Below are 1,927 nucleotides of genomic sequence, written 5' to 3'. Positions count from 1 at the left end.
CCCGCGGGCGGTGCGGCGGCCGGCCGGCGCTGCGCGTCGAGCCACGCGCGAAACGCGTCGGGCGGCTGCGCGACCACGTCGAACGCCATGTGCGCGTGCTGCGCGCCGCAGTACTGCGAGCACTGGCCGCGATAGACGCCGGGCCGGTCGGCCTGCAGCCACTGCCGGTTCGTCTGTCCGGGAATCGTCTCGGTCTTTCCCGCGAGCTGCGGCACCCAGAATGCGTGGATGACGTCCGCGCTCTTCAGTTCGATCGCGATCGGCTCGCCCACCGGAATATGGATTTCGTTCGCGGTGACGAGCGCCGGTTCGCCCGGATAGCGCACGGCCCACCACCAGTCGTGCGCGATCACGGTGATCGTCAGCACGGGCGGGCGCGGCGGATAGGCGACCGCGCCCAGCACGCGCAGCATGTAGACGAGCGCGCCGAACAGCAGCACGGCCGACACCGCGCTGCCGATCGCGACGAAGCGCACGCCGTCGCCGCCGCGGGCCTCGCGCCTGCGGCGGCGAAACAGCGCCAGCGCGAGCAGCGTCGCGATCGCGATGCAGACGAACGTGCAGAGCGCGAGCAGCGCCCACCCGAGCACGAACACCGGCCGCGCGGCGGGGCCCGCCGCGTGCGCGACATACGCGAGCGGCAGCGGTTCGGCGGCGGCCTGCGCGCATGCAATCGCTGCGGACGCAACGATACACGCGAGGGCGCACGCGACGCGGCGCACGTTCGGGGAAAGCGGGACCAGCAACGCGACTCCTTGCCGAATGCGGCGGACGACGACGGCGACAGGCGGTGCAGCAATTTCCGTGCGTGCGCGCGGCGAGTGCGGCGCGCGACGCGTGCGCGCGTGCATCGGCGGCCGCGTTACAGCGGCGTTGTAAATCGGGCGCGCGCGCCCCGTGCGGCCGGATCGCATGCGCCGGCCGTCGCGCGGCATGCCGGTTGCTCCGTCGCCCGCGTCCCTGGCGCGCGGCGTGTGCACGGCCGCGACGCGCGGGCCACGGAGCAGATCGGAGGAAACGAACGTGAAAACCGTCGCGATCACGGGCGCGAGTGCCGGCGTCGGCCGCGCGACCGCTCATGCCTTTGCCCGGCTCGGCGCGAACGTCGCGCTGCTGGCGCGCGATCCGCGCGCGCTCGAGGACGCCGCCGCGGAAGTGCGGGCGTACGGCGTGCAGGCGCTGCCGATCGCGGTCGACGTTAGCGACGCCGCCGCGCTCGATGCGGCCGCCGCGCGCATCGAGCGCGAGCTGGGGCCCGTCGACGTGTGGGTCAACAACGCGATGGTCACCGTGTTCGCGCCGTTCGACGCGATCGCGCCGGAGGATTTCGCGCGCGTGACCGACGTCACCTATCTCGGCTGCGTGAACGGCACGCGCGCGGCGCTGGCGCGGATGCGCACGCGCGATCGCGGCACGATCGTGCAGGTCGGCTCGGCGCTCGCGTATCGGTCGATTCCGCTGCAGGCGCCGTATTGCGGCGCGAAGCATGCGATCCGCGGCTTCACCGACGCGCTGCGCTGCGAGCTGCTGCACGACGGCAGCCGCATACGCGTGACGATGGTGCAACTGCCCGCGATCGATACGCCGCAGTTCGACTGGGCCGAATCGGAACTGCCGAACAAGCCGCGGCCCGTCGCGCCGGTATACGCGCCGGAAGTCGCGGCCGATGCGATCGTGCGCGCCGCGCGTCGGCCGTGTCGCGAGCGCTGGGTCGGCTGGTCGTCGCTCGCGGCGATCCTCGCGAACGGCGTCGCGCCGGGCTGCTTCGACCGCTATCTCGCGTACACGGCCGTGCGCGGCCAGCAGCGCGCGGAACCGGCCGGCGTGCGCGCCTCGAACCTGTGGGAGACGGTGCCGGACGGGCACGCGACGCGCGGCGCGTTCACCGACGAGGCGCACCGCACGGGCGCGGACGGCGCGCTCGGCT

At 73.7% G+C, this 1,927-nt stretch carries 2 protein-coding genes; one reads left to right on the top strand and one right to left on the bottom strand.

The genetic code is table 11. The annotated features are described in order from the left end of the window. The coding region (gene coxB / locus HMPREF3115_RS00550; RefSeq protein WP_070553169.1) for a cytochrome c oxidase subunit II at positions 1-746 on the bottom strand (746 nt) is incomplete at its 3' end. Positions 747-1,023: 277 nt separating this feature from the next. Here coxB and HMPREF3115_RS00545 point away from each other — a divergent pair. Then, on the top strand, positions 1,024-1,927 hold a 904-nt coding region (locus tag HMPREF3115_RS00545; RefSeq protein WP_070553167.1), incomplete at its 3' end, for an SDR family oxidoreductase.

The sequence above is a fragment of the Burkholderia sp. HMSC10F09 genome (assembly GCF_001806955.1).
GTDB lineage: Bacteria > Pseudomonadota > Gammaproteobacteria > Burkholderiales > Burkholderiaceae > Burkholderia > Burkholderia multivorans.
This window is presented reverse-complemented; position numbering and strand designations above follow the sequence as displayed.